The sequence below is a fragment of the Maribacter sp. IgM3_T14_3 genome (assembly GCF_049603095.1).
In the GTDB taxonomy this organism is placed as follows: Bacteria; Bacteroidota; Bacteroidia; order Flavobacteriales; family Flavobacteriaceae; genus Maribacter.
Window position 1 is genome coordinate 275297 of record NZ_CP187138.1, and the last position, 26104, is coordinate 301400.

At 34.8% G+C, this 26104-nt stretch carries 25 protein-coding genes; 20 read left to right on the forward strand and 5 right to left on the reverse strand.

The genetic code is table 11. From position 1 onward, the window contains the following. The first annotated feature begins 71 nt into the window (after nucleotides 1–71). From ACPF9A_RS01305 to ACPF9A_RS01325, 5 genes are all read left to right on the forward strand, one after another. Nucleotides 72–1481: an MBL fold metallo-hydrolase gene (locus ACPF9A_RS01305; RefSeq protein WP_424000937.1), complete on the forward strand. Its 1410-nt coding sequence runs from the start codon at nucleotides 72–74 to the stop codon at nucleotides 1479–1481. A gap of 210 nt (nucleotides 1482–1691) precedes the next feature. Further along, entirely contained in the window at nucleotides 1692–2354 is a 663-nt protein-coding gene (locus ACPF9A_RS01310; RefSeq protein ID WP_424000939.1) for a peroxiredoxin, read from the forward strand. An 87-nt stretch (nucleotides 2355–2441) separates the two neighbouring features. After that, nucleotides 2442–2786 (forward strand): rhodanese-like domain-containing protein, encoded by a 345-nt coding sequence (locus tag ACPF9A_RS01315; protein ID WP_424000941.1) that lies wholly within the window; start codon nucleotides 2442–2444, stop codon nucleotides 2784–2786. Between the two features lie 35 nt (nucleotides 2787–2821). Continuing rightward, nucleotides 2822–3829: a c-type heme family protein gene (locus ACPF9A_RS01320; protein ID WP_424000943.1), complete on the forward strand. Its 1008-nt coding sequence runs from the start codon at nucleotides 2822–2824 to the stop codon at nucleotides 3827–3829. Nucleotides 3830–3832: 3 nt separating this feature from the next. Then, a complete protein-coding gene (locus tag ACPF9A_RS01325) occupies nucleotides 3833–4102 on the forward strand; it encodes a cation transporter (RefSeq protein WP_405413997.1) in 270 nt (89 codons plus the stop codon). A gap of 32 nt (nucleotides 4103–4134) precedes the next feature. Here the strand turns inward: ACPF9A_RS01325 and ACPF9A_RS01330 are convergent, their stop codons facing one another. Further along, nucleotides 4135–5010, reverse strand: coding sequence for a sterol desaturase family protein (locus ACPF9A_RS01330; RefSeq protein WP_424000945.1), 876 nt, complete (start codon nucleotides 5008–5010; stop codon nucleotides 4135–4137). Between the two features lie 238 nt (nucleotides 5011–5248). Here ACPF9A_RS01330 and ACPF9A_RS01335 point away from each other — a divergent pair, with 238 nt between their 5' ends. Further along, nucleotides 5249–5452 carry a YgaP family membrane protein gene (locus ACPF9A_RS01335; protein WP_424000946.1) on the forward strand — a complete coding sequence of 68 codons (204 nt, stop codon included), beginning with the start codon at nucleotides 5249–5251 and terminating at the stop codon, nucleotides 5450–5452. A 141-nt stretch (nucleotides 5453–5593) separates the two neighbouring features. After that, the gene (locus tag ACPF9A_RS01340; protein WP_424000948.1) at nucleotides 5594–6904 is read left to right on the forward strand and encodes an FAD/NAD(P)-binding oxidoreductase; all 1311 of its coding nucleotides are present in this window, start codon (nucleotides 5594–5596) and stop codon (nucleotides 6902–6904) included. 43 nt (nucleotides 6905–6947) lie between these two features. Here the strand turns inward: ACPF9A_RS01340 and ACPF9A_RS01345 are convergent, their stop codons facing one another. Continuing rightward, nucleotides 6948–8282 (reverse strand): OprD family outer membrane porin, encoded by a 1335-nt coding sequence (locus ACPF9A_RS01345; protein WP_424000950.1) that lies wholly within the window; start codon nucleotides 8280–8282, stop codon nucleotides 6948–6950. A 4-nt stretch (nucleotides 8283–8286) separates the two neighbouring features. After that, on the reverse strand, nucleotides 8287–9324 hold the full coding sequence (locus ACPF9A_RS01350; protein WP_424000952.1) for a c-type cytochrome: 1038 nt from the start codon (nucleotides 9322–9324) through the stop codon (nucleotides 8287–8289). Nucleotides 9325–9510: 186 nt separating this feature from the next. Here ACPF9A_RS01350 and ACPF9A_RS01355 point away from each other — a divergent pair, with 186 nt between their 5' ends. Both ACPF9A_RS01355 and ACPF9A_RS01360 read left to right on the forward strand, forming a co-directional pair. Further along, on the forward strand, nucleotides 9511–10038 hold the full coding sequence (locus ACPF9A_RS01355; RefSeq protein WP_424000954.1) for a DsrE family protein: 528 nt from the start codon (nucleotides 9511–9513) through the stop codon (nucleotides 10036–10038). 10 nt (nucleotides 10039–10048) lie between these two features. Then, nucleotides 10049–10642 (forward strand): class I SAM-dependent methyltransferase, encoded by a 594-nt coding sequence (locus tag ACPF9A_RS01360; protein WP_424000956.1) that lies wholly within the window; start codon nucleotides 10049–10051, stop codon nucleotides 10640–10642. 38 nt (nucleotides 10643–10680) lie between these two features. On the opposite strand, the gene ACPF9A_RS01365 is transcribed toward ACPF9A_RS01360, so the two are convergent. Both ACPF9A_RS01365 and ACPF9A_RS01370 read right to left on the reverse strand, forming a co-directional pair. Continuing rightward, complete coding sequence (locus tag ACPF9A_RS01365) at nucleotides 10681–12978, reverse strand: TonB-dependent receptor domain-containing protein (RefSeq protein ID WP_424000958.1); 2298 nt, start codon at nucleotides 12976–12978, stop codon at nucleotides 10681–10683. 80 nt (nucleotides 12979–13058) lie between these two features. Next, nucleotides 13059–13436 carry a hypothetical protein gene (locus ACPF9A_RS01370; RefSeq protein WP_424000960.1) on the reverse strand — a complete coding sequence of 126 codons (378 nt, stop codon included), beginning with the start codon at nucleotides 13434–13436 and terminating at the stop codon, nucleotides 13059–13061. Between the two features lie 256 nt (nucleotides 13437–13692). Here ACPF9A_RS01370 and ACPF9A_RS01375 point away from each other — a divergent pair, with 256 nt between their 5' ends. From ACPF9A_RS01375 to ACPF9A_RS01425, 11 genes are all read left to right on the forward strand, one after another. Next, nucleotides 13693–14172 carry a Dps family protein gene (locus ACPF9A_RS01375; RefSeq protein WP_424000962.1) on the forward strand — a complete coding sequence of 160 codons (480 nt, stop codon included), beginning with the start codon at nucleotides 13693–13695 and terminating at the stop codon, nucleotides 14170–14172. Between the two features lie 252 nt (nucleotides 14173–14424). Beyond that, the gene (locus ACPF9A_RS01380) at nucleotides 14425–15780 is read left to right on the forward strand and encodes a cytochrome ubiquinol oxidase subunit I (RefSeq protein ID WP_424000964.1); all 1356 of its coding nucleotides are present in this window, start codon (nucleotides 14425–14427) and stop codon (nucleotides 15778–15780) included. Nucleotides 15781–15789: 9 nt separating this feature from the next. Continuing rightward, nucleotides 15790–16827, forward strand: a complete 1038-nt coding sequence (gene cydB / locus ACPF9A_RS01385; protein ID WP_424000966.1) for a cytochrome d ubiquinol oxidase subunit II — start codon at nucleotides 15790–15792, stop codon at nucleotides 16825–16827. 429 nt (nucleotides 16828–17256) lie between these two features. Beyond that, nucleotides 17257–18711 carry an NAD(P)/FAD-dependent oxidoreductase gene (locus ACPF9A_RS01390; RefSeq protein WP_424000968.1) on the forward strand — a complete coding sequence of 485 codons (1455 nt, stop codon included), beginning with the start codon at nucleotides 17257–17259 and terminating at the stop codon, nucleotides 18709–18711. 54 nt (nucleotides 18712–18765) lie between these two features. Then, nucleotides 18766–18906, forward strand: a complete 141-nt coding sequence (locus tag ACPF9A_RS01395) for a hypothetical protein (protein ID WP_166637462.1) — start codon at nucleotides 18766–18768, stop codon at nucleotides 18904–18906. Continuing rightward, a complete protein-coding gene (locus tag ACPF9A_RS01400) occupies nucleotides 18906–19100 on the forward strand; it encodes a DUF6132 family protein (protein ID WP_424000970.1) in 195 nt (64 codons plus the stop codon). The genes ACPF9A_RS01395 and ACPF9A_RS01400 overlap by 1 nt, the downstream gene beginning before the upstream one ends. A gap of 152 nt (nucleotides 19101–19252) precedes the next feature. Beyond that, complete coding sequence (locus ACPF9A_RS01405) at nucleotides 19253–20557, forward strand: TolC family protein (protein ID WP_424000972.1); 1305 nt, start codon at nucleotides 19253–19255, stop codon at nucleotides 20555–20557. A gap of 32 nt (nucleotides 20558–20589) precedes the next feature. Continuing rightward, complete coding sequence (locus tag ACPF9A_RS01410; protein ID WP_424000974.1) at nucleotides 20590–21672, forward strand: efflux RND transporter periplasmic adaptor subunit; 1083 nt, start codon at nucleotides 20590–20592, stop codon at nucleotides 21670–21672. A 123-nt stretch (nucleotides 21673–21795) separates the two neighbouring features. Beyond that, complete coding sequence (locus tag ACPF9A_RS01415) at nucleotides 21796–25020, forward strand: efflux RND transporter permease subunit (RefSeq protein WP_424000976.1); 3225 nt, start codon at nucleotides 21796–21798, stop codon at nucleotides 25018–25020. 60 nt (nucleotides 25021–25080) lie between these two features. Beyond that, entirely contained in the window at nucleotides 25081–25266 is a 186-nt protein-coding gene (locus ACPF9A_RS01420; RefSeq protein ID WP_324026219.1) for a YgaP family membrane protein, read from the forward strand. A 276-nt stretch (nucleotides 25267–25542) separates the two neighbouring features. Continuing rightward, on the forward strand, nucleotides 25543–26103 hold the full coding sequence (locus tag ACPF9A_RS01425; protein WP_424000978.1) for a YeeE/YedE family protein: 561 nt from the start codon (nucleotides 25543–25545) through the stop codon (nucleotides 26101–26103). The last annotated feature ends 1 nt before the right edge of the window (nucleotide 26104 follow it).

Sequence of the window (26104 nt, forward strand, 5' to 3'; positions counted from 1 at the left end):
CCTATGTAACCTAAGTTACTGTGTAGTCCTTTTTACAAATGTAATTTTGTCTCAATAATAAATATAAACTTATGAAAGTAGAACAAATATATACTGGTTGTCTTGCGCAAGGTGCTTACTACATTGAAAGCAATGGAGAAGTTGCCATTATTGATCCTCTACGAGAAGTACAGCCTTACATAAAGAAAGCTGCGGCAGATCATGCTAAAATTAAATATATTTTTGAAACACATTTTCATGCCGATTTTGTTAGTGGTCATGTAACCTTGGCTAAAGAAACTGGTGCAGATATTATATACGGACCAAAAGCGAATCCGTCTTTCGAAGCTATTATCGCAAAAGATAATCAAGAGTTTAAATTAGGTGATATTACGATTACTGCATTGCATACCCCTGGTCATACAATGGAAAGTACCACGTACTTATTAAGAGATGCCAATGGTAAAGACTATGCTATTTTTAGCGGAGACACTTTATTTTTAGGTGATGTCGGTAGACCAGATCTTGCTCAGAAAATGGGCGAATTAACTGAGCGTGACCTTGCCGGATTCTTGTTTGACAGTCTACGTGAAAAAATTATGCCTTTAGCAGATGACGTCATTGTTTACCCTGCTCATGGTGCCGGTTCTGCATGTGGAAAGAATATGATGAAAGAAACAGTCGATACATTGGGCAACCAAAAGAAAATGAATTATGCCTTACGTTCAGATATGACAAAAGAAGAATTTATTGAAGAAGTGATCGATGGTTTATTACCGCCACCTCAATATTTTCCTTTAAATGTAAAATTGAACAAAGAGGGCTATGAAGATATAAAAGAAGTCTTGGAACGTGGTACAAGAGCACTTTCCCCAAAGGCTTTTGAAGCTGCAGCAAATGAAACTGGTGCCATAGTTTTAGATGTACGTCATCAAGATGATTTTGCCAAAGGTCATATACCACGTTCCATTTTTATTGGATTGGATGGTAGTTTTGCCCCATGGGTAGGTGCCTTAATCGCCGATGTTAAACAGCCTATTTTATTGGTGACCCCTGTTGGTTTAGAAGAAGAAGCTGTAACTCGGTTATCTAGAGTTGGTTTTGATGGTACTTTAGGATATTTAGAAGGCGGATTCGATGCTTGGAAAAAAGCGGCGATGGAGTATGACACCGTAAGCCAGATTGACGCAGATGAACTTAAGAAAGCTATTGAAACCGAACACGTGCCGGTATTCGATGTTCGTAAAGAATCTGAATACCTTTCTGAACATATTATTGATGCCAAAAACACACCGCTAGATTTTCTAAACGACCATTTAGCCGAGTTTCCAAATAAAAAAACATTTTATGTGCATTGCGCAGGTGGTTATAGAAGTATGATCGCTTCATCTATTTTAAAAAGTAGAGGTATTCATAATCTAGTAGATGTAAAAGGCGGATTTAAAGATATTAAGGAAGCTAGTATACCCGTTACTGAATTTGTATGCCCTACTACATTATAAATAAAATTTGACATAGACTTTTAAGTCTATTTATGACAAAATATAATTTAGTTTTTTAGGTCTGCGCATTAGCAGGTTGGTTGATGTTAAGAGGAGTACTTTTTTTTAAGAAAATTACTCCTCTTTTTTTTGTTTTTTTTCATCGCTATGTAACCATAGTTACTGTAGCTACTTGACTGTAACTGTACCTTTATTTAAAATTAAAAGAACATGGAAACAATACAAAATAATGAAGTAGTCAGCATGCCAAGAATTGGAGATATTGCACCAGACTTTGAAGCTGTAACAACAAAAGGAAAAATAAAATTATCTGAATTTGCAAAAGATAAGTGGATTGTAATGTTCTCTCATCCTGCAGATTTTACTCCCGTTTGTACTACTGAAATGAGTGGGTTTGCGGTGCGTAAACCAGAGTTTGACGCTCTTAATACAGAATTATTAGGATTAAGTATAGATAGTGTGCATGCTCATTTAGGTTGGGTACAGAACGTACGTGAAAACACAGGTGTCTATTTTGATTTTCCTATTATAGCCGATTTAGATATGAAGGTATCTAAGAAATACGGAATGCTTCAACCTAATGAAAGCGAAACTGCAGCAGTTCGTGCCGTTTTCTTCATCGATCCAAAGAAAAAAATACGTTTGGTAATGTATTACCCTTTAAATGTTGGGCGAAACATGAACGAAATTCTTAGAGCTTTAGAAGCTTTGCAAACATCAGATAAGTATAACGTTTCAATGCCATTAGATTGGAAAAAAGGCGATAAGGTTATCGTTTCTCCTCCAAAAACATTAGACGAATTAAATGCCCGTTTAGCAGACGATACTTTAGAAAAAGTAGACTGGTACCTGGCAAAGAAAAGTCTAAATTAATTTTTTATTGGTTGGTTTTTAAGGGAACGGTCATATACAAAAGACCGTTTCCTTTTTATTTTAAATATTAATTATAAATAAAATACTATGTCATTTTTAAGCACACTCTTTGGTAAAAAAGAAGAAACCACAGGTAATATTACCGTGTTGAACAAAACCGAATATGCCACGCAAATTGTAGCTAATAACATAAAACCTTTTGATGTTAGAACGCCGTCTGAATATAACAGTGGGCATATTAAAAAAGCAATAAACGTTGATTTATTTAATGCAGGAAATTTTAATACTTATTTTGAAAAGATTAATAAAGACAAACCTGTTTATGTCTATTGCAGATCAGGGGCAAGAAGTCAAAAAGCCGCTCGAAAGCTATTAAAGATGGGCTTTTCACAAGTATATGATTTAAAAGGAGGATACAGTTCTTGGAATTAATCATAAAATATTCATTTAATCTTTAACATCAAAAAATGAAGAATGCACTTCTAATTTTATCTATCATTTTAATTTCTAGTTGTAAAGATTCCCCTAACAGCAAAATTAAGGTGCTCGCAGAAAGCGAGAGTGAATATAGTACTCAAGAAACACCTAATGAAGGCAAAAAACTTTTAGAAGCTAAATGCTACATCTGTCATAATCCTAAATCAGATGAAAACAATGTACTGGCACCACCTATGGCTGCTATAAAGGCTAGATATCTTAGAGACCATTCTACTAAAGAATCTTTTGCAAATGCTATTTGGAACTTTGTAGAAAAACCCACCAATGAAAAGGTTAAAATGAAAGGAGCTGTTAATCGTTTTGGACTAATGCCATATCAGTCGTTTAACGAAAATGAAATACGTGAAATTTCAGATTATATTTTCGATTACCAAATAGAAGAACCTTCTTGGTTCAAAGAACATTGGGAACAAAATCACGGAGATAAAAACTATCGTCAAAAAGGTAAGAGAATGAATGGGGTTCTTAACACGAATGAACTATCTCCAATGGAAAAAGGTAAATTGTATGCACAAAGTACCCAAAAAATTATAGGTAAGAATCTTATGCTCAACATTCAGAAAAATGGTCCTTTAGGTGCTGTAAAGTTTTGTAATGAAAAGGCATATCCGCTAACAGATAGTATGGCAATTGTTCATCATGCTAAAATTAAAAGGGTAACTGACAAACCTAGAAATCAAGACAATAAAGCAAGTAAAAAAGAGCTGGAATATATTGCGTATTTTAAATCAAAGATTAATAACAACGAGTCTTACGAACCTATACTAACTAACGAGAATGGACATACTTATTTCTATTCCCCTATTGTTACTAATACCATGTGCCTAAATTGCCATGGTGTACCAGGAACAAATATCGCCCCAAAGGTTACACAACTTTTGACCGATAAATACCCATATGACGAAGCTATAGGTTATAAAGAGAATGAAGTAAGGGGCATTTGGAGTATAAGTTTTAAAGACGAACAAAATAAATAAAATATGACTTCAGTAATTCCTATTCAAAATTTAAAATGTGGTGGCTGTGCCAAAACAATTATTTCTAAATTAGAAGAGATACCTACCATAACGAATGTATCGGTATCAGTAGAATCATCATCGGTTTCATTTGATGCTTTAAAGCAAGAAGATATAGCTACTGCAAAAACTAAATTAAAGGCTATTGGCTATCCAAGTCTAGACCAAGATAATTCGGTACTATCAAAAGCGAAGTCCTTTGTAAGTTGCGCCACAGGTAAACTATCTGACTAATTGTAAAAATATAAAGAAGAAGTAATTACGTATTACTTCTTCTTTGTTTTAAACCCATGAGTCATCTGTCCTAAAAAGTCTTGCGGTAAATTCTCATCTCCTGGGTAACCTAATTTAACATCTCCGCTATCTTCTGGTATGTAATTGGTCTTGAAAATATAATCCCAAAGGCTTAAGCTAATTCCGAAATTCACTCCATATCTTCCCTCTGGTAAGTCATATGCATGATGGTACAAATGCATGACTGGGTTATTTAAAACATACTTCAAAGGTCCCCATGTAATTTTAATATTAGAATGGTTAAAATGTCCAATTGCTATAGCGGCAAAATGGACGATATAAGCTTGTTCTGGTTCAAAACCTCCTAGAATCATAACTCCGAAAGTCTTTAAAGGTTTGTACAGAATATTCTCCATCCAATGGTAACGTAAATGAGCTGCAAAACCCATTTCTTTTACGCTATGGTGTACTTGATGAAATTTCCAAAGAAAGGCATATTTGTGTAATAACGTATGGGTAAACCATTGCACAAAATCTAAAACGATAAAGAATAATAAAAGCTGACCCCACATCGGCCAACCAGATATATCTATAATCGCCAAACTATTTGCTTTTATACCGATGTCAGTAAAAAACACTTGCAATAATTTATAAATACCACTAATGGCAATAGCAAATAGAAAGAAGTTGAAGAACATATAAAAACCGTCTAACCAAAAATCTTTTCTAAATACACCTTGTTGTTTTCTCCAAGGAAAAACAATTTCTAAGAACCAAACTATAAGCGATATAGAAATTAAGCCCCAAAAGTAATTAAGATACCAGGGTACTTGAAAAAGGATTGATTTCCATGTCCAACTAAAAGTTCCCGTCACCGCATTTAAAAACGCATCTATATATGCTTCCATTCTACATTTGCTTTTTGCAAAAATAAACTATTAAAAATGACCCTACTGTAACCAAAGTTACTTTACAATAGAATGATACAGAGCAATTTTGCATATGACCAATATCATTTGTCGCGCTATTATTTAGCACTAATTTGCAGTAGAAAAGCTAATTAAAACTTGTTCGCTTTTGACTAAGTCTGAAATATCGTAACAACATTACATTTAGACTTAATTCATTAATTTAAAAATAAGTATCATGAAAAAAAATATGGGAACCACAGACAAATTCATAAGATTCATTATTGCGGCAGCGCTTTTAATCGCATTTTTGACAGATACCGTAACCGGTGTTTTAGGTTATGTGGCGCTAGCAGTTGCAGCGATTTTCATATTAACTTCATTTATTAGTTTTTGCCCTTTGTATACGCTATTCGGTGGCAGCACTTGTAAGGTTAAATAGTAAGATTACATTATTAAACCAAAACATTTTGTTTAAATAAATCGACGACTAATTTACGTGTTAATAATACTGTGTAACATTTGTTACATTATATATATTTTACATCTGTTATATTTATCATATTCATAAAATAACAGCAAAATGAGTTCACATCATCAGGTATTAATTATTGGAGGTGGTACTGCAGGTATCATGGTAGCAGCCCAGCTTATCACTCAAAAAGGAGCTAAAGACGTCGCAATTATTGAACCGGCAGATACCCATTATTACCAACCGGCATGGACTCTAGTTGGTGCAGGTACTTATGACTTTGACAAAACTGCCCGACCGATGTCATCGGTTATACCTAAAAATGCTATTTGGATAAAAGATAAGGCAACAGGTTTCGACCCAGAAAACAATATCGTCCACACTGCATCTAAAGGAGATATTACGTACGATTATTTAGTAGTTGCACCAGGTCTTGCTTATGATTTCAGTTTAGTACCTGGCTTAGGTGAAGCGATAGATAAAGGAGTGGTTTGTAGTAATTACACAGACCCTAAACATACTTGGGATGTTATTAAAAACTTCAAAGGTGGTACCGCACTTTTTACGCAACCTACAACCCCAATTAAATGTGGTGGAGCACCACAAAAAATAATGTATCTGGCTGAAAGTCATTTTAGAAAAAGTGGAATCCGTAAAAAAACCGATATCATTTTTGCAACTGGTGGTACGGTTATTTTTGGTGTAAAGAAAATTGCCAAAACATTAATGGAGGTAGTTGACCGAAAGGATATTAACCTTAGATTTCATCATAAACTTGTGGCTGTCGATGGTGATAAACAAATTGCTTGGTATGAAATGGGTCAAGAAATTACCGCTGGTGGTTGTGTGATTATTTCTAGTAATAAGGTAGATGACTTAAAATTAGACGAAAAATTTCAATATAATTATAAAGATGTAAAAGTTAGCGTTGATGGCAACCGTTATGGAATTCATTATGATATGATGCATACTGCTCCGCCTTCTGTGGCACCTAAATTTGTAAAAGATTCGACTTTAGTTAATGCAACGGGTTGGTTAGATGTTAACCATCAAACTATGCAACATAATACCTACGCCAATATTTTTGGGTTAGGCGATGTCGCTGCCTTACCAACTGCTAAAACCGGAGCCGCAATTCGTAAGCAGGTGCCTATTGTAGTTGACAACTTAAACTTGTTAATGAACAGTCATAAAATGGGAACTAAATCTTATAACGGGTATTCTTCTTGCCCATTAGTTACAGATTATGGAAAAATGGTGTTGGCAGAATTTGATTACGACAATAATTTTACGCCTGACCCTAAATTGAAAAGAATGCTTATAACCGATTCTTCTAAAGAACATTGGAGATTATGGATGCTTAAAAAATACGGATTACCCTACTTGTACTGGAACAAGATGATGAAAGGTCAAGATGTTTAATTTTAAAAAATCTCTGTTTACACAGAGATTTTTTTATGCTCGGTTACCAGTTATAATTCAGAATGACATCTAAATGGAACATATCTACCTTATTAAAATAGAAATTAGGATTGTCTGGTATATTGCCATTTCCAATTTTAGAGGTCAATAACAGCTCTGGTCGTAAGCGCTTTAACTTTTTAATATTGAAGAAAATATCTAAATTAATATGCGTGTAATCTGGCATAGCATACTTATTTAAAATAGCATCTGTTGGATCTGGTTTCCAATGCTTACCAATACTTAAGATCGACATAAGATTTAGATCTTTTAAAAGGATAAAATCTTTTTTATAATTCAAAACTAAAGCATGATTGTCGGCTGAACCTTCGCTGCGTTCTCGCTTTTGAAAACTGAACAAATCTTCTCTACCCCACTCTCTTGGCGAGATAAATTGACCATGCGGTAATATTCTATTATAACTCAAAGAAACTAGACCTGCTTTACTTTTGTACGCGATTTTCATCCCCAAAACATCTGATGAATTTTGATTATAATAGCGAAGTGAGTCTAAACTACTACCACCATCGCCCACCTTATTTTGATGCAACCACTCCCCTTCTAAAATAATAGATTTAGATATGTTAAAGGAAGGTTTTATGTACAGAGAATTTGAAATATTATCTACATATTGATTCCAAATATTCATATTTAACTGCTCTGTAACTTCATAATCGAAATTCGCCATTAAAATATAATCAGACGTCGTATTGTCTGCATATTGAGATGCACTGCCTAGGTTGTTTCTACCTACTGGGTATGTGCCTATACTTTCTCCTATTCCGTAAAACTCCCCTGTTGATCTAGGTGCTATTGCATTTAAATATCCCAATTGTAGTTTTGCTTTTTGGGCTTTAAAATTATACCAAAACCCCTGAACTAAGGTGGGTATCATTCTACCATCTTCTGGGTTTATCAACGGTGTATTTATTTTCATCCGCCCGAGCGTAAAAGAATGCTGAGCTAAGTGATATTTCGCATACAGTTCTCCTAATAAAAAAACGACATCATTTTCTAAATCTAACCTATCGAACAATCCTTCTTCATATCTACTAATTCTTCCGGTTGTTGCATCTGGTATTGTTAAATCTTGTAATCCTAAATTGGTAGCATTATATAATGCAGCACCTATTTCTAAGTTTTCTAGTAGATTATACTGGTACTTTAATTTACCTCCTGTCGCTAAAGCATTAAAGTCTTCTAATTCCCCTTTATTTGACGTCATCATGTAATACGTTCGCCATTGCCCAGACAGGGTTCCTTTTCTCTTTACTTCTATAGAATCTTGTGCCATAGAAAATATGGGCAAACAAAAAAAGAACAGATATACTAATCGCATGGGGTTACTTTGTTTTGGTAATTCCGTATTCCTTTTTGTAAAAGTCCATTATTGGTAGAAAAGGTCCGTATTTATGCTGTTCTGCAGAAAAATCGTCTACCCACGGACCGTAGGGCGTTGAAACCGGTTTTAGTTTCTTATCTGGGTAATCGTTTTCGGTATTTAATTTATGTGGCCTAGAAAAACTATTAATATATCCTGCTACATGATATGCTTCTTCATCGGTCAGTTTCGGGTTGTCCCAAGTTGCTTGTAAATAAGGCATGTTGCTTTTAATAAATTCCGCCGAAGTAATTACCCTATTCATACCTGCACCATCGTTAAAACTATCTGGACCCCATAGTGGCGGATACGTGTAGCTTTTACCATCGACCGCATCAAGAACTCCTTCGCCATTTTCGCCATGGCAGATGATACATTCTTTTTGATATACCTGACCTCCTTTTTCTAAATTGACCGCAACAGCAGGTATCTTAATTTTTGGATATCCTTTAAACTCAGCCTTTCTATTGTCTGGTAAATCTTCGCTCAACCAATTCATATAGGATACAATCGCCTTCATTTGGTCAGAATCTACTGGTAGCTTTTTGCCATTCATGCTACGCTCCATACACCCATTTATGCGATCTTCAATAGTACCTATTTTGTTACCACGACCACCAAACTGAGGAAAACGTTCTATAATACCCACCCAAGAACCAGAGCCCGCCTGTGCTCCCTTTTTTAAATGACAATTAGCACAAGCTAAATTATTACCGCTATATCTATCTTCGGCACGTTCAGCATTCGGACCCATATATTTTGAAGATTCAGCAATAAGATAGTACCCTTCCTTAACCGTGGAAGACATAGTAGCCAACTCTGCCATTGCATCTTTAGGTTGCCAAATTTCGTTAGCTACAGTTTCTTCTGTGTCTATAATTACATCTTTTTCAACGCTTGGCTCATACGTTAATAGCCATATAAAGCCAAGACCTACCAAAACGAAGATGATTGCAAATAGCTTTAAAAATAGTTTCGCAAATGCTTGTAAATCTTTCATAGAACTGCAATCTTACGCTAATTTAAGTAACGAATCTATAATTTAAACATGATTACTACAGTAACCATAGTTACACTAACGTTAAATACTTTAACTTACTTTTATTACTTTCAAAAATAGCGGACATTAGTAGTAATCAAAATTTTATTTTAACCACATTATATTCTTTTAAAAATTGACGAACACATGAAAAAAGCACTTCTAATTGCAATAGTACTTATGGGAACACAAATGATCACTGCCCAAGAATGGACTACACCCATCATTGATGGTTACGGAAAAATTAAAGAATTTAAAGATGTGGCTACTCAGCCAGACCCAACCAAAGAATATAACCTTGTATTTGATCTTAAAGATGATCGTGAATTGGAAGGTATTAATGTAGGGTATTTCAAAATCGCCAGAATGATAAATATGCTAGGCGCAGGTGGTGTTTCTGCAGATAAAGTGAACATCGTTGCAGCTATACATGGTGGAGCAACATTCACTGCTTTAAATGATGTGAAATACCAAGAAAAATATAAAAAGGAAAATCCTGATGCAGCCGTTATAAAATTATTAAAGGATTACGGAGTTAAATTTTACGTATGTGCACAAGCAACAGCATCTAGAGGCATTGTTGCCGAAGATTTGAACCCGAATACAGAATTAGGACTATCTGCAATGATGGTACTTGCCAATTATCAAATGGATGGGTATACTTTTATGCCATAAATAATTACCTATGAAAGATTTTTGGGACGAGCGTTATGATGAAGAAAGTTATGCTTATGGGAGCTCACCAAATGAATTTTTTAAACAACAACTAGATAAATTAAACGTAGGTTCTATTTTACTGCCTGCCGAAGGTGAAGGTAGAAATGCCGTCTATGCGCTATCTAAAGGTTGGGAAGTATTGGCTTTCGACTTTAGCGAATCTGCGATGGTTAAAGCTAAAAAACTAGCTGCTACTTATAATTTGAACTTGGATTATCAAGTAATTGACGCCCTTAAATTTAATGCTACTAAAAAGTTTGATGTAATCGCCTTCTGTTATGCGCATTTTCCTGTAGCTATTAGAAAGAAAGCAAACCAACATCTTTTAAAATCATTAAAACCAAACGGACATATCATTTTTGAGGCATTCTCTAAAAATCAACTAGGAAAATCTTCTGGTGGACCTAAAAATATAGACATGCTCTATAGTATTGATGAAGTTGAAGATGAGTTTAATAGAATAAATTTTGAAATTTTAGAAGAGAAAGAAATAGTATTGAACGAAGGACTTTACCATATTGGTGAGGCTTCGGTTATTCAATTTACCGGTACTAAATTATAAAAAGGGACCACATTTGGTCCCTTTTTTATATTCATCTATTAAAATTCATATTGAACAAAAACCGATAGGTTTCTTCCTGGATCATTGATGGGTTCAGTTCCGAATTCAGCCTGATTATTAAATGCGAAATTAAGGTGATTACTATATGTTTTATCAAAAACATTCAATGCGGCAACACCTAAGGTTAGGTTCTTCATTGGTATTACACCTAAACGTAAATCCATTATTTCGTAACCTGGTGTAACCTGCTCACCAAAAGAATACGCAATATTATCTTGCTCGGCAGTGAGCCTATATTCTGCATTCACCCAAAATTTTTCTATTTCATAGCCCAATTTAAATCTTGTAACTAAAGGTGGTACCAAGGGTAATGACTCATTTAAGTCATTATTCTTAGCATATACATAAGCAAGTTCAGTTGTAAAGTTAAAATTAGTACAGAAGTCTACACCAGCCATAATTTCAAAACCTGTCTTGTACGCATCATCTAAATTTCTAAAAACTTTTGCATTAGAGGGTTCATTCATCGGCATGAATTTTCTGGTTTGTGTTTCATCTATGATAGCGACTATATAATTTTCGTAAAGCGAGTAATAGAAAGATGTACTATAGCTAAACATATCTGAAGTATTTTCTGAAATAGGCATCTTCCCTTTAAAACCTACCTCAAACTGATTATTTACTTCTGCATCTAAATTAGGATTGCCAACATATTCATACGCGTCTTGACCTACGCTAAAGTGATTAATAAAACGTTCAATCATATTTGCTGATCTAACACCACGACCATAAGCCACTTCCATAATAAATTGTGGAGAATACACATATTTAATTGAAGCTGTACCACTAAAATTATGTTCCGTTCTTTTATCTAGATTAGGATATAAGGCAGCAAAATCAGCTTCAGGATCTTTTGCTTCAGAAGTAACATTGTCATAACGTACACCTGCAGTTAACATTGTTTTTTCTGTTAAGGGGTATTTACTTTCTGCAAATAATCCAATATCATTTATGTATGAATCTTGCCACACCTTATCTTCAAATGTTAAGGGTGTATCTAAAAGACCCATAGCATTTCTTTTCACTAATCGTGTTCTATTGCCATCTCGTGCAATATGCAAAACATCAATACCTGTAAATAGTGCAAGATTGTCTGTTGGTTTTAATTTTAATTCTACTTTACCACCTGCCGTAGTAGCGTCAATTGCAGAAATGGCAGATGTCATCATAAAGCTTGGCCTATTGTAATTAGTCATTATATGATCTACATAGCTATAATAAATTTTAGAATCTATGCTTTCAACAAGACCCGGCATACTCCCTAATTTATAATCTAAAGAAAGAATACTACTATTATCCTCTTCGGTATCCATAGGTAGACCAGCGTGTAAGACATCGCGCCCGAAAGACTGTCGCCAATGTGCTTGTAGTCTTTGATTTTCAGTAAAATTAACACTCGCTTTTATGCCATAATCCAAGCTTCTAAAAGAAGACGGAATTTCTATACCGTCACCATCTTCATAATTACCAAAATCACGAAAACCAATATTACCAGCTACGTCATATTTCTCAGTTGCCTGTTGCAACCGCGCCATTGATACCATAGAACCACCATTACTTTCATAACCTCCACTTACACTACCGTGAATACCATAATCGTCTATCGAGGGCTTTTTGGTTACCATATTAACGATACCACCAAAAGTTGCACCATATCTAACGGAGTAAGGTCCTTTTATAATTTCAATTTTTTCAATTTCCTCTGGTATCACATGGGTAGTAATGGGATCCATACGATTGGGGCAAGCATTCATGGCTTTTGTACCACCATCAAACTGCACATTTAACTGCTCATATTGCGTTGCTCTAAAACTAGGATCAATCGCATAATTACCTCTTTTAATCAACGAAAAACCATTAACATCATTAAATAGATCGGCTACATTTCTAGGCTGAACTATTCTCTTGACATAATCATTAGTCTCTATGGTAAGTACAGGGTCAATTTTCATATTACCTGTCACTAAAACTCCATTTATGGCAATGGGCGCTTCTTGTAAAGTGATTACTATTGGGGTATTAATGTCAAGTACTTGCTGTTGTATGGTTTTATACCCAACATAAGATATGGTCAATATCACATTTTCCTCAACATTTTTCAAGACAAAATCACCATCAGAATTGGTATATGTTGCTGATCCATTATTAGCTAAAATATGAGCTCCATGGAGTGGTTGTTGTTCAATTTCAGAGATTATTTTTCCTGATAAACTTTGTGCGTATAGTAAGGGTGTCGATAATAATACCGATAATACCCAAAGATATTTTAGGTTCATTTTAAAAATTTTAATTAATAGAAATACTATCCAACGCACTATTAATAAGGAGCTAGATACATTAAATTGAAGTAAAATTTTTAAATTTTGGGAGGATGTTTGATACGCTCTAAGAAATGAAAATCATATAGTACACGATACCGTACATTATGCAACATTTTTCTAGATTGTTGTACAAACTCGTATGTAGTCAACGATCCAATAAACAATACTGTTTCGTTTTTAAGCAAATCTAAATTAATTGGAGTTTTTTCATCATCAGCCTTCTGAGATAACATTTGTGATAAAGCACATTTACCATCACATTTTAACTCTGGTCGTTCTTTATTCTCACAAAATCGTTCTACGAAATCAGTTGTAAACAAAGCATAATAGCTCATTACACTAGCAGTCTTAAAACTACTTGCCAATGAAATGAATGTAAACAGTATCGATATCGTAAAGCTTGAAAACTTCATGCTGCAAAATTAAGTGCCCAAATCGGTTTAAAATGTGACTAAAGTCACATTCGTAGATATTAATAATATATATTCTTAGTAGTATATATTTGACTATTACCTGATTATTATGTTTACTCCTTTTTGTTAAAGAAAGTTAAAAAGTAAATTATGTAACCTAAGTTACCCTCCACTTTTAACATATAAATTATCTTTATCGAAAATTAATATAATAATAAATTTTAACTATTATATAACTGTTTAAAAACTAAGAATCATGGCAAATACAAATTTATCAAATATCGGATTAGACAAAAAAGACTCTAATGATATCGCAAATCAGTTAAATGATTTACTATCTAATTATCAAATGTTCTATATGAACCTAAGAGGTTTTCATTGGAATATAAAAGGAAGAAAGTTTTTTGAACTTCACTTAAAATTTGAAGAACTTTATAATGATGCTTTAATAAAGGTTGATGAAATCGCTGAGCGTGTATTAACACTAAGCAACACCCCTATTCACACCTTTGCCAAGTATATTGAACATTCTGAAATTAAACCTATTGAGAATGTAGTAGATGGCGATAAGGCTATTGATAACATTTTAACCAGTTTATCTATATTACTTAAAAAGGAAAGAGCAACGTTAAAAATTGCTGCAGATGCTGAAGATGAAGGCACGGTTTCATTAATGAGCGATTATATTACGCAACAAGAAAAATTAGTTTGGATGCTTTCTGCATATAAAGACTAACTCAAACGCTTATATACCTAAATCCCTAGAATTGGTCACACCATTTCTAGGGATTTTTCTTTTCCCATATTTCATGAGTAGTTATTCTGACGAAAAGAGTTAAGTATTTAATAACACTTTATGGGAATAATTCTTTAAGCTTTTTGATTATGATTTTTATTTCTCATTTATGCTGATTTTTCTTGAAATATGTAACCTAGGTTACCTAACTACCCTATCAATTTCCCTAATTTTGTATAAAAATTACCTGTTATGGATGTTGAAATTCTTGCCCGTATCCAATTTGCTTTTACTATTGCCTTTCACTACATATACCCACCATTAAGTATCGGAATTGGCTTAATTATGGTAATAATGGAAGGTTTATACCTAAAAACAGGAAATAAACAATATGAAATCTTAACCCGTTTTTGGTTAAAAATATTTGCTATTACTTTTGGTATTGGTGTTGCCACCGGTATTATTATGGAATTTGAATTTGGTACCAATTGGGCCGTTTATTCTAGGTACGTTGGCGATATTTTTGGTAGCGCATTAGCAGCCGAAGGTTTGTTTGCTTTTGGTTTAGAGAGTACCTTTTTAGGTATTTTACTTTTCGGGTGGAACCGTGTATCGCCTAAGGTACACTTCTTATCAACCATTATGGTTTTTCTAGGTTCTATGTTTTCTGCTGTTTGGATCGTTGTAGCCAATAGCTGGCAGCAAACACCTGCGGGGTATCATATTGTAGGGGAAGGTTTTAATGCCAGAGCAGAAGTAACAGATTTTTGGGCTATGGTATTTAATCCATCTAGTGTTGATAGGGTTATTCATGTGTGGCAAGGAGCACTTTTAGCAGGCGCTTTCTTAGTATTAAGTGTACATGCCTATTATCTACTGAAAGGTAGATATGTTGAAATCTCAAAAAAAGCTTTTAAAATTGCTCTTGCGGTAGCAACCATCTTTTCTTTAACTCAACTACTATCTGGGCACAGTTCTGCCGATGGTGTAGCTGTTAACCAACCTGCAAAATTAGCTGCTATGGAAGGGCATTATGAAAAATCTGCCCCTGCCGACCTGTACCTGTTTGGTTGGGTAGATAATGAAACGCAAGAAGTTACAGGAATAAAGCTACCTGGCGGATTATCGTTTCTCGTTCATCAAGATTTTGAGGCTCCTATTACTGGTTTAAATGCCTTCCCAGAAAATGAACGTCCAGGTCAAGTAAACGCTGTCTTTCAGTTTTATCATATAATGATTTCTATTGGAATGTTCTTAATTGCATTAACCCTATATGCCAGTTTTTTATGGTGGCGAGGTACTTTATTCGATAAAAAATGGCTTTTACATATTTTTGCATTTGCCGTATTATTACCGCAGATAGCAAATCAGGTAGGTTGGTTTGCTGCAGAAATGGGAAGACAACCGTGGATTGTTTACGGACATTTAAGAACAGATGAAGGGTTTTCGCAAGAAGTATCTGCCAACCAAATTCTATTTTCATTGATACTCTTTTTAGTCGTTTACGCCGTACTGTTCCTATTATTTATTTATTCGGTAAATAAAAAAATAAAACACGGTCCGTATGATGAAGCTAAAAATCCTGATGAATTTTTAAAATACGTTTAATCACAAATTATGGAAACTTTTTTAGGTATAGATTACCCTACCCTTTGGTATTTAGTCGTCGGATTATTATTTTCTGGTTATGCAGTTTTAGAAGGATTCGACTATGGTGCAGGTTCATGGCATCTTTTTTTTAAAAAAGATTTGAGCAGGCGTATTGCCATCAATGCCATAGGTCCGTTATGGGATGCTAACCAAGTGTGGCTTATTATAGGTGGTGGTGCTTTATTTGCAGGTTTCCCAGTTATGTACGCAACCATGCTTTCGACGATGTACATTCCGTTCATGTTATTTTTACTTTTGTTGGTCTTGCGTTCTTCTGCAATTAAGTTTAGAAGTGCAGAAAAAATGTTATGGTGGCGAAAAACATGGGATATTGTTTATTTCGTGTCTAATGTTTTAATTGCTTTTCTATTAGGTGTTGTACTAGGAAATATATTACAAGGTTTTGAATTAGGTGAAAACTTCAGTTATAAAGGAGGCATATTCTTTTCTTTCCTAAGTCCGTATGCAATCATGGCAGGTTTTACCACACTGTCATTATTTATGACGCAAGGCGCGATATTTTTACTGCTAAAGACCGAAGGTCGTTTACATGCAAGACTAACCTTTTTACTTAAAAAAGGGATGATCTTTTTTATCTCAAGTTTTGCAATAACCTCGTTGTATACTTTGGTATTCATACACGGAGTAACGGACAAATTTAAAGAACAACCATTATTCTTTATTTTACCCATATTGGCTTTCTTGGCAGTGGCCAATGTACCTAGATTAGTTTCAAAGAAAAAATATTTTCAAGCACTGATATTCTCTTCATTGACAATGGCGTTTTTATTAATGTTGGTTGCTTTTCAATTATATCCTGTTCTACTACCGTCTACAATAGATCCAACGTATAGTGTAACCATTTATAACGCAGCATCTTCTCAAAAATCTTTGGGTATTATGTTGACCATGGTTGTCGTAGGTGCACCATTATTAGCTGGTTATCTTATTTTTCTTTATAAAACATTTAATGGAAAAGTACAATTAGACGATACGAGCTATTAATCGAAGACACTAAAAAAATAAAACTTCTTATGGAATTTGACAGTTTTGAAATCAAAATAAACTTACTAACTACCTTTTAAAACCTAGGCTTTGTATTTAGTTTAGACCTATTCTTTCTCTTCTTTTTTCTTATTCAGCTTATAAATAAGCCAAATAAACCCTACAACAAAGTGAAGCAAGATGATACCTGCAATAACATAAATCAGTGTATTTGAACTACCTCTCATTTGTAATCTATCTTAAAAAATAAGTTCAAAACTAATCATCATACAGAAATAGAAATATGATATTAATCAATTTTAGACTGTAAATTGATCATCACTATTTTACTCAAAAGCTCCAAGTAAAATAAAGAGCTATATGTAACAAAGGTTGCTGTGTAACGCTATGTTTAAAGTGAACTTCGTGTAAACTTTAAACCTTGTCATAATGTCAAAAATAGTCATATTAGGTGCAGGAATTTCGGGGCATGTTGCTGCTGCGCACCTTCGAAGAAAACTATCGAAAGAACATGAAGTTCTGGTTGTTTCGCCAAATAGTAATTACCAATGGATACCATCTAATATATGGGTAGGTATCGGTCGAATGAAGTCTGAACAAATTCTATTTCCTCTGGCTCCATTATACAAGAAAAAGAACATAAACTACAAACAAGCTCTTGTTACAACATTTCATCCAGAAGGTGATGCAGAAACAGCTAGTCCGTTCGTAAACATCAAGTACGTTAATAGCGAACAAAAAGGAAATACCGAAAAGGTAACTTATGACTATCTCATTAATGCCACCGGACCAAAACTAGCCTTTGACATGACCGAGGGTTTAAACCCTGGCACTAATAAAGCCTACTCTGTTTGTACCTATAGTCATGCAGAACATGCTTGGCATGCTTTAGATGATTTGATTCAACAAATGAAACAAGGTAAGAAAGCTAAAATTTTAATTGGTACCGGGCACGCAAAATCTACTTGCCAAGGTGCCGCTTTTGAATATATCTTAAATGTAGAGCAAGAGCTTAGAAGGCATAATGTACGTGACCAGGCTGAAGTTATTTGGATTGCCAATGAGTATCAGTTAGGTGATTTTGGTATGGATGGAATGTTACTTACCTATGGTAACAACATCATGAAATCTAGTGAAATGGTTGAAATGGTCTTTGAAGACCGTGGTATAAAATGGATTCTTGGCGCCGGAGTTAATAAAATTGAAGATGGTAAAGCGCATTATGAAACATTAGATGGGGAGTATAAATCTGAAACATATGATTTTGCCATGTTAATACCTGCATTTACCGGACATGGTTTTAAAGCCTTTGATAAGAACAATGAAGACATTACCGAAAAGCTTTTTAAAGGTTTTATGTTAGTAGATGCAGATTATACTGCTAAACCTTATGAAGAGTGGAGTGTTCAAGATTGGCCTGAAACCTATCAGAATCCGACATACAAAAACATATTCGCACCTGGTATTGCATTTGCTCCACCACATGCAATTTCAAAACCTCGAGTAAGTAAAAATGGCACCACGATATCTCCTGCCCCACCGCGTACGGGTATGCCTTCTGGTATTACTGCTAAGTTGGTTGCAGATAATATCATAGATACTATTAACGGTAAAAAAGATTTAAACCATAAGGGTTCTTTAGGTAACATGGGTGCTGCGTGTATTGCTTCGGCAGGATATGGAATGACTAAAGGTAGTGGTGTGAGTATTACCACCTACCCCATTGTGCCTGATTACAACAAATACCCCGATACCCAAGGTCGTGAATTAGGTAAAACCTTTGGAGAAATAGGTTTGGCTGGGCACTGGTTAAAATTAGTGTTGCATTATGCTTTTATTTATAAAGCTAAAATGAAGCCTTTTTGGTGGCTAATTCCGGAATAATTTCAAGTACTACATCCCTAAAACTTGAATTAAGAATACTTAAAATCTAAAAAAATGACACAAAGAATATCGAAATCTAAGCGCTTTTATATGATGAACCCAATAGTTCAATTTTTTAAGTTCATTTGGTTGAGTATAAAAATAATGTTAGTGGTGGCCGGCGGTCATGGTGGCACTAGAAAAGTCAATAATTAATGCATAAGAAAACACTTACAATAACTACTATAGGCATAATCATCGGCGCTATAGCCGGTTACTTATACTATGCCGAAATTGGCTGTATAAGTGGTACTTGCGCTATAACTTCAAAACCGCTCAATAGTACACTATATGGCAGTTTAATGGGTGGATTATTCGCTAATACATTTGTGAAATCTCCTAAAAAATAAATTTTAATTTAAAAAGTCAACAAAGGTATTTCTGTAATGGGAATACCTTTTTTTATTTAGAAACTTTTTTTACCAACAAATCTTCTTAGGTAACATTAGTTACTGTGCAGTCTTTTTTACTACTCTAATTTTGTATCAAATAAATGAATACCATGAAATATAAACTAGGATGGATTTTGTTGTTCGTCTTTTATTCTGGCTTGGCACAAGAGGTAAAATCTATTACAAAAGATGAAGTGCTGACTAAGGTAAAAGAAAGTAATAACACACTGAAAATAGCAAAACAAGATGTCTTAGCTGCCAAGGGTGATTTCAATCAGACCAATGCTATTCTATTGCCAAACATTAGTGTATCGCATACTGGTATTGCTACCACTAACCCATTAATGGCTTTTGGATCTAAACTTAATCAAGAAATATTGACCGCTGCAGATTTTAATCCTGATCTATTAAATGACCCACGTCAAATCGAAGATTTTGCAACTCGTGTAGAAGTACAACAACCATTGATAAACTTCGATGGCATCTACCAGCGTAAAGCGGCAAAGGCAAAAATGACCGCTACCGAACTACAATCTGGCAGAACAGAAGATTACTTAGTTCTTGAGGTTGAAAAAGCATATATGCAATTACAACTTGCTTATAAAACCGTTACCGTTATAGAGAAAGCTCAAGAAACTGCTCTAGAAAATAAGCGTATTGCCAACAATAGTTACAAGCAAGGTTACCTACAAAAATCTGATGTTCTTTCTGTAGAAGTAAGAGTTACCGAAATCGATAATCAATTGCAATATGCAAAAAGTAACATTCTAAATGCAAGTAACTATTTATCGGTATTAATGAATACTGATGAAAATGAAATTTTAAAACCTTCAGATTCACTTTCAATTACTAGTGATGCTAATACAACGACGGTAAACTTATCTGAAAACAGAAAAGATATTTTAGCCATGAATTCTGCTACCGAAGCCTACAGACAAATGCATAGGGCAGACCAAATGGCTTTCTTACCTCGTTTAAATGCTTTTGGTACTTATGAGTTACATGACGATGAAATTTTTCAAGGTCAAGCGCAAGGGTATTTATTCGGAGCAGAATTAAAATGGAATCTTTTTGAGGGTAGTAAGCGTTTTGGCAAATCTCAAAAGAGCAAGGCTGAATATGACAAATCTAAATTACAATTAGAGCAGTATAAATCTGAAAGTCAATTAGAGCTTAACAAAGCGAAAAGAGGTTTTGAAGATGCTCAAAATAAATTAAAGCTCACAAAACTGGCACTAGAACAATCTGAAGAATCATTGCGTATACGAACTAATAGATTTAAGCAAGGTTTAGAAAAAACTACTGATCTATTGCTATCTGAAACCCAATATTCTCAAAAGCAATTAGAGTATTATGCTACAATTTTTCAACATAATTACGCTTTGGCGTATGTACAGTTTTTAACAAAAGAATAGAGTACCACAATCACTTAATACCATTCATAAAGATGAAAAATAAAAAATATATAATCACAGCTATTTTAGGTGCAACAATATTGTTCTCTAGTTGTGGTAACGATGATAAAAAAGCGGTAGTCGATAATTCACCTGCTGTAGCCGTTCAAACAAAAACTGTTTCTGAAGATAGTAGTAGTCCGTTTTTAACGGTAAGCGGTAAAATTGAAGCTGCCAAAAGTGCAAACATCAGCACTAGAATGATGGGGTACGTAGATAAAATATATGTTGGTGTTGGCGATAAGGTACGTGACGGTCAATTACTAATGAGTGTTAACAATGCAGATGTTTCTGCGCAATTGGCTCAGGTAAATGCCGGTATTACTGAAGCTGAAGCTGCCTATACCAATGCTGAAAAGGACTTTAATCGTTTTACCACATTGTTTCAAGAGAATAGTGCATCACAGAAAGAGCTAGATGATATTACTGCCAATTACAATATGGCAAAAGCGAGAGTGGAATCTGCCAAGCAAATGAAAAACGGTGTCAATGCCCAAATGGGTTATGCGAATATTCGCGCTCCGTTTACCGGTATAGTCACCAATAAATTTATAAATGCAGGTGATATGGCTAACCCTGGTATGCCTTTGATGGAAGTGGAATCTCCAGGTTCGTACCAAGTGCTTGCCATGGTACCTGAATCTGAAATTCTTGCTGTTAAAAATGACACTGAAGTTAGTGTACAAATCAAAGCATTGAATAAAAGCATAAAAGGAAAAGTGACCGAAGTAAGTACATCTTCAAAGAACACAGGCGGACAGTATATGGTAAAGGTAATTTTAGATAAAACAGATGTACAAATACTTTCTGGTATGTACGCTACCGTACAATTTCCTATTGCACGAAAAACAACAAGTTCTGCTGTAATGATTCCGGTAGAAGCTATAGTTAAGAAAGGTCAACTATCTGGTATCTACACCGTAAGTCAAAGCAATACTGCATTACTACGATGGTTACGACTGGGTAGAGCTTTTGGTGATCAAGTAGAAGTATTATCTGGCTTATCGGCAGACGAGCAATATATAGTTTCTGCTGAAGGAAAATTATTCAACGGCGCCAAAATCTCAATTCAATAAACGAGTCTGGGTTAGGGATTGAAGCGGTTACCCCACAGGCATTTTTTATGCCGAGGAGTAAAAGCGTAAAGCCCGACCACCTGTCTTTTACAGGTGGGAACACACAAATAAAATAAAGAAATAATGAAGGAAGGTTTAGCTGGTAAAATTGCCAAAATATTTATAGGCAGCAAGTTAACGGTGCTTTTAATGATTGTTTTCATGGTCATTGGGGTGTACAGTTCGTTTTTAATCCCTAGGGAAGAAGAACCACAAATTGATGTGCCTATGGCGGACATTTTTGTAGGCTACCCTGGCGCGAGTCCCGAAGAAGTAGAGTCGCGGGTCATTAAACCTTTAGAGAAATTAATTTCAAATATTAAAGGTGTAGAATATGTCTATTCAACATCGATGAAAGAACAAGGTATGGTCATCGTTCAGTTTTATGTGGGCGAAGATATAGAGCGTTCTTTCGTGAAATTATATAACGAAATCAATAAGCATATGGATATTATGCCGCAGGGCGTAACTTTTCCGCTGGTAAAAACCCGTGCTATTGATGATGTACCTATGCTCGGCCTTACGCTTTGGAGCGAAAACTATGATGGGTATCAGTTAAGCCAAATGGCACAGGAACTGGAAAGTGAGATCAAGAAGGTAAATGATGTTGCCATTACGCATAAAATCGGAAATCAAGACCGCCAATTACGCGTGGTTTTAGATAAAGATAAACTCGCCGCTAGCGGATTAGATTTTTTATCTGTTTCTGAAATGATCAAAGCAAACAATGCCCAATTGAGTTCTGGTAGTTTTGATAAAAATGATACCGAGTTCTTAGTAAATACCGGCAATTTTTTGGCTTCGGTTACCGATGTTGAAAACCTTGTTGTTGGTGTTCAACAAAACCAGCCTATATATTTAAAGCAGATTGCTAGTATTATCGACGGACCAGAAATCCCTCAAAGTTATGTTTCTTTAGGTTTTGGTCAGGCAAGTGATAAAGTATCAGATTACAAATCTGAATACCCTGCCGTAACTATTTCTGTGGCAAAAAGAAAAGGTGCCGATGCAATGAAAATTGCGGACATTGTTATTGATAAAGTTGAACATTTACGTACCACTTTAATACCAGATGACGTACATGTAGAAATCACTAGAAACTATGGTGAAACGGCATCTCATAAAGTGTCTGAACTTTTATTACACTTAATAGGCTCCATATTTGCGGTAACATTAATTGTGATGCTGGCAATGGGCTGGCGTGGTGGTTTGGTCGTATTCTTGTCTGTACCAATTACGTTTGCTTTGACGTTGTTGAGCTATTATATGCTTGACTATACATTAAACAGAATTACATTATTTGCTTTAGTTTTTGTAACAGGTATTGTAGTTGATGACTCGATTATTATAGCCGAGAATATGCACCGGCATTTTAAGATGAAACGCCTCCCCTTTAAACAGGCGGCACTCTATGCTATTAACGAAGTTGGTAACCCTACAATTTTAGCAACATTTACTGTAATTGCCTCTGTACTACCGATGGCATTTGTATCTGGACTTATGGGCCCATATATGGCACCTATGCCAATTGGGGCTTCTATTGCCATGATATTATCACTTTTTGTGGCTTTGACCATAACGCCTTATTTAGGATATATTTTCTTGAGAGAAAAAGAGAAAAAAGGTGCAGTTGAAAAGGTAGAGAAACCATTAGAGGAAACCTTTATTTATAAAATTTATAATAAATATGAACGCCCACTAATTGAAAATAAAAGAAAACGTTGGTTATTTTTAGGACTGACTTTTTTAATACTAATAGCATCAATGGTTTTGTTCTTTACCAAATCTGTAGCTGTAAAGATGTTGCCTTTCGACAACAAAAACGAGTTTCAAGTAGTTATTGATATGCCCGAAGGCACCACCCTTGAACGTACAGGTGTAGTTGCTCAAGAAATTTCTCAATATTTATCTACTAGACCAGAGGTTATAAATTATCAGAACTATGTAGGTACCTCTGCCCCTATTACTTTTAACGGTTTGGTACGTCATTACGATTTACGTGGTGGCAGCAATATGGCAGATATTCAGGTAAACCTTATTGACAAAGAAGAACGTACTGCACAGAGCCATGATATAGCAAGTTTACTACGACCAGATATTCAAAAAATAGCCGCTAAATACAATGCCAATGTTAAGTTGGTTGAAGTTCCGCCTGGGCCTCCTGTGCTTTCTACAATTGTAGCTGAAGTTTATGGACCTGATTATGAGGAACAGATTAAAATTGCAAATAGCGTACAAGACATGTTAAAAAACACTAATGATGTTGTTGATATCGATTGGCTAGTAGAAGCTGACCAAACTGAATATAAGTTTGAAATTAACAAAGAGAAAGCAATGCTTTATGGCGTGGCGCCACAGCAAATTGCCTATACCATGAATATGGCTTTATCAAATAGAGCCATCACAAATTTATATGATGAAAATGCTATCGACCAAGTTGGTTTGGTGCTCGCTTTAGATGAAAAAGAAAAGTCGACTATTACAGATATTTCTCAATTGAAGATTACCTCTAAACAGGGTAATATGGTGCCTATCGCCGATTTAGTAGATATTAAAGAAACTATAAGTGCTAAGAGTATTTACCGCAAAAATCAAAAACGTGTGGTATATGTAATGGCAGATATGGCTGGGGAATTGGAGAGTCCTGCATATGCGATATTAGGAATGGAAGAAAAGCTTAAGGAAATTGCTTTACCTAAAGGATATCAAATTACCGAAATGTACTTAGGTCAACCTGAGTTTGAAGATGATTATACCGTTAAATGGGATGGGGAATGGCAAATTACGCTTGAAGTATTCCGTGATTTAGGTATTGCCTTTATGGGTGCCATCATCTTAATTTATATTTTAATTGTAGGATGGTTTCAAAACTTTAAAGCACCAATAGTAATGATGGTTGCTATACCATTATCTCTAATTGGAATCATTCTAGGTCACTGGATTATGGGAGCATTTTTTACGGCTACTTCTTTTATTGGTATGATTGCCCTCGCAGGAATTATGGTGCGAAATTCGGTACTACTCATAGATTTCATTAATCTACGTTTAGCCGAGGGTATACCGATAAAACAGGCGGCTATTGAAGCTGGTGCTGTACGAACAACACCTATTCTACTAACTGCAGGCACGGTAGTTATTGGAGCATTCGTAATCTTATTCGATCCAATTTTTCAAGGCCTAGCGATTTCGTTGATGGGTGGTACTATTGTTTCTACCGTTCTTACCTTATTGGTGGTACCATTGGTGTATTATATGATAGAAAAGAAAAACTATCCAGAAACAACGGATAGTACAGAAATTAATGAATAAAAAAATGAGTAATCAACAGCGCTTTAATGGTGCTGTTGATTCTTCTAAAAATAGAACAACATGTTAAATACATATTTTAGAGTTATAGTAGGTACAATGGTTTTGTTAAGTGTTGTATTAGCTGTTTATGTTAATATCAATTGGTTATGGTTTACGGTATTTATAGGTGTAAATATTATACAGTCGGCTTTTACGAAATGGTGCTTATTAGAAACTATTCTTAAAACCTTCGGAATTAAAAATTAGTAGTATGCTAAATTCATGTGCTCTAAAAGGTAATTAGTGCTTTGTTAAATTTGTAAAACCCCTTTTATTGTAATAAAACAAAAAAACAAATTATCAATTGCATATAACCTACTGCATTTCATAATTTTACACTGTCTAAACCTCTTATCGCAATTAGGTTTATTATTCAAAAACTATAATTCATTTAGTTAATGTCATTCTTATGTAACTTTGGTTACATAAGAATGATTTTCTTTGCGCTTTCTTTAGCGGTTTTGAACTTGAACTAAATAGATAATGAATTTAATATATGACCCATGGCCATGGTATGTGGCCGGACCTTTAATTGCCCTCACCATGTTTATTTTGCTATTTATGGGCAAAAAATTCGGAATGTCCTCAAACTTAAGAACTATGTGTTCTATGGGCGGTGCAGGCAAATACTCAGATTTTTTTAAGTTCGATTGGAGAGCGCAACGCTGGAATTTGGTTGTTGTAGTTGGTGCTGTAATTGGCGGCTTTATCGCTTCCCAATTTATGTCCGATAATACGGTAAAAATTAATCCTGAAGTTGCACAACAACTTTCTACCGATTACGGAATTGAAAGTGCCGGTGACGCATATTTACCAACTGAACTTTTTGCTTCTGAACATCTTACAGACCCATTTGTATTGGCAATTTTAATTATTGGCGGATTCATGGTGGGCTTTGGTACTCGTTATGCCGGTGGTTGTACCAGTGGGCATGCCATATCTGGACTCAGTAATTTGCAGTTACCTTCTTTAATTGCCGTTATCGGTTTCTTTATTGGAGGTCTAGTTATGATTCACCTTTTATTCCCCCTAATATTCAGTTAAT

Excerpts from the sequence above, each read along its gene's own strand:
- ACPF9A_RS01380 (WP_424000964.1), top strand. The coding sequence starts at position 14,425 with ATGGATGTTGAAATTCTTGCCCGTATCCAATTTGCTTTTACTATTGCC.
- ACPF9A_RS01370 (WP_424000960.1), bottom strand. The coding sequence starts at position 13,436 with ATGAAGTTTTCAAGCTTTACGATATCGATACTGTTTACATTCATTTCA.
- ACPF9A_RS01410 (WP_424000974.1), top strand. The coding sequence starts at position 20,590 with ATGAAAAATAAAAAATATATAATCACAGCTATTTTAGGTGCAACAATA.
- ACPF9A_RS01365 (WP_424000958.1), bottom strand. The coding sequence starts at position 12,978 with ATGAACCTAAAATATCTTTGGGTATTATCGGTATTATTATCGACACCC.
- ACPF9A_RS01400 (WP_424000970.1), top strand. The coding sequence starts at position 18,906 with ATGCATAAGAAAACACTTACAATAACTACTATAGGCATAATCATCGGC.
- ACPF9A_RS01330 (WP_424000945.1), bottom strand. The coding sequence starts at position 5,010 with ATGGAAGCATATATAGATGCGTTTTTAAATGCGGTGACGGGAACTTTT.
- ACPF9A_RS01305 (WP_424000937.1), top strand. The coding sequence starts at position 72 with ATGAAAGTAGAACAAATATATACTGGTTGTCTTGCGCAAGGTGCTTAC.
- ACPF9A_RS01405 (WP_424000972.1), top strand. The coding sequence starts at position 19,253 with ATGAAATATAAACTAGGATGGATTTTGTTGTTCGTCTTTTATTCTGGC.
- ACPF9A_RS01340 (WP_424000948.1), top strand. The coding sequence starts at position 5,594 with ATGAGTTCACATCATCAGGTATTAATTATTGGAGGTGGTACTGCAGGT.
- ACPF9A_RS01310 (WP_424000939.1), top strand. The coding sequence starts at position 1,692 with ATGGAAACAATACAAAATAATGAAGTAGTCAGCATGCCAAGAATTGGA.
- ACPF9A_RS01420 (WP_324026219.1), top strand. The coding sequence starts at position 25,081 with ATGTTAAATACATATTTTAGAGTTATAGTAGGTACAATGGTTTTGTTA.
- ACPF9A_RS01345 (WP_424000950.1), bottom strand. The coding sequence starts at position 8,282 with ATGCGATTAGTATATCTGTTCTTTTTTTGTTTGCCCATATTTTCTATG.
- ACPF9A_RS01425 (WP_424000978.1), top strand. The coding sequence starts at position 25,543 with ATGAATTTAATATATGACCCATGGCCATGGTATGTGGCCGGACCTTTA.
- ACPF9A_RS01395 (WP_166637462.1), top strand. The coding sequence starts at position 18,766 with ATGACACAAAGAATATCGAAATCTAAGCGCTTTTATATGATGAACCCA.
- ACPF9A_RS01315 (WP_424000941.1), top strand. The coding sequence starts at position 2,442 with ATGTCATTTTTAAGCACACTCTTTGGTAAAAAAGAAGAAACCACAGGT.
- ACPF9A_RS01320 (WP_424000943.1), top strand. The coding sequence starts at position 2,822 with ATGAAGAATGCACTTCTAATTTTATCTATCATTTTAATTTCTAGTTGT.
- ACPF9A_RS01375 (WP_424000962.1), top strand. The coding sequence starts at position 13,693 with ATGGCAAATACAAATTTATCAAATATCGGATTAGACAAAAAAGACTCT.
- ACPF9A_RS01350 (WP_424000952.1), bottom strand. The coding sequence starts at position 9,324 with ATGAAAGATTTACAAGCATTTGCGAAACTATTTTTAAAGCTATTTGCA.
- ACPF9A_RS01390 (WP_424000968.1), top strand. The coding sequence starts at position 17,257 with ATGTCAAAAATAGTCATATTAGGTGCAGGAATTTCGGGGCATGTTGCT.
- ACPF9A_RS01360 (WP_424000956.1), top strand. The coding sequence starts at position 10,049 with ATGAAAGATTTTTGGGACGAGCGTTATGATGAAGAAAGTTATGCTTAT.
- ACPF9A_RS01325 (WP_405413997.1), top strand. The coding sequence starts at position 3,833 with ATGACTTCAGTAATTCCTATTCAAAATTTAAAATGTGGTGGCTGTGCC.
- ACPF9A_RS01355 (WP_424000954.1), top strand. The coding sequence starts at position 9,511 with ATGAAAAAAGCACTTCTAATTGCAATAGTACTTATGGGAACACAAATG.
- ACPF9A_RS01415 (WP_424000976.1), top strand. The coding sequence starts at position 21,796 with ATGAAGGAAGGTTTAGCTGGTAAAATTGCCAAAATATTTATAGGCAGC.
- cydB (WP_424000966.1), top strand. The coding sequence starts at position 15,790 with ATGGAAACTTTTTTAGGTATAGATTACCCTACCCTTTGGTATTTAGTC.
- ACPF9A_RS01335 (WP_424000946.1), top strand. The coding sequence starts at position 5,249 with ATGAAAAAAAATATGGGAACCACAGACAAATTCATAAGATTCATTATT.